The organism is Janibacter sp. LM, assembly GCF_039631275.1.
Classification (GTDB): Bacteria; Actinomycetota; Actinomycetes; order Actinomycetales; family Dermatophilaceae; genus Janibacter; species Janibacter terrae.
The window spans coordinates 1-346 of record NZ_JBDIVG010000102.1; the positions used below are offsets into that span (position 1 = coordinate 1).

The window sequence follows — 346 nt, forward strand, 5'->3', positions numbered from 1 at the left end:
CTGCGCCTTGGCGATCGCGGTCCCGGTCACGGTGATCTCAGCGATCGGCTCGGCCAGCAAGTTCGGGGTGATCATCAAGTCCGGAGCGGCCTTCGAGCAGCTCGGGACGATCCGCACGGTCGCCTTCGACAAGACAGGCACCTTGACTCGCAACGAGCCCCGGGTGGTGGCCACTCACGCGGCCAACGGTCACACCGACGCTGAGGTCCTCTCCTTGGCAGCAGCACTGGAGGCCACCAGCACCCACCCCCTGGCGGCGGCGGTGGTCGCTGCCTCACCAGATCATCCTGCGGCGAGCGATGTCCACGAGCACGCCGGACACGGCGTCACCGGGTTGGTGGACGGA

The 346-nt window shown here is 68.2% G+C and carries 1 protein-coding gene; it reads left to right on the top strand.

The window, feature by feature from the left end; genetic code table 11:
- A partial coding sequence (locus tag ABC138_RS17625; protein WP_345914481.1) for an HAD family hydrolase occupies positions 1-346 on the top strand: 346 nt, incomplete at both ends.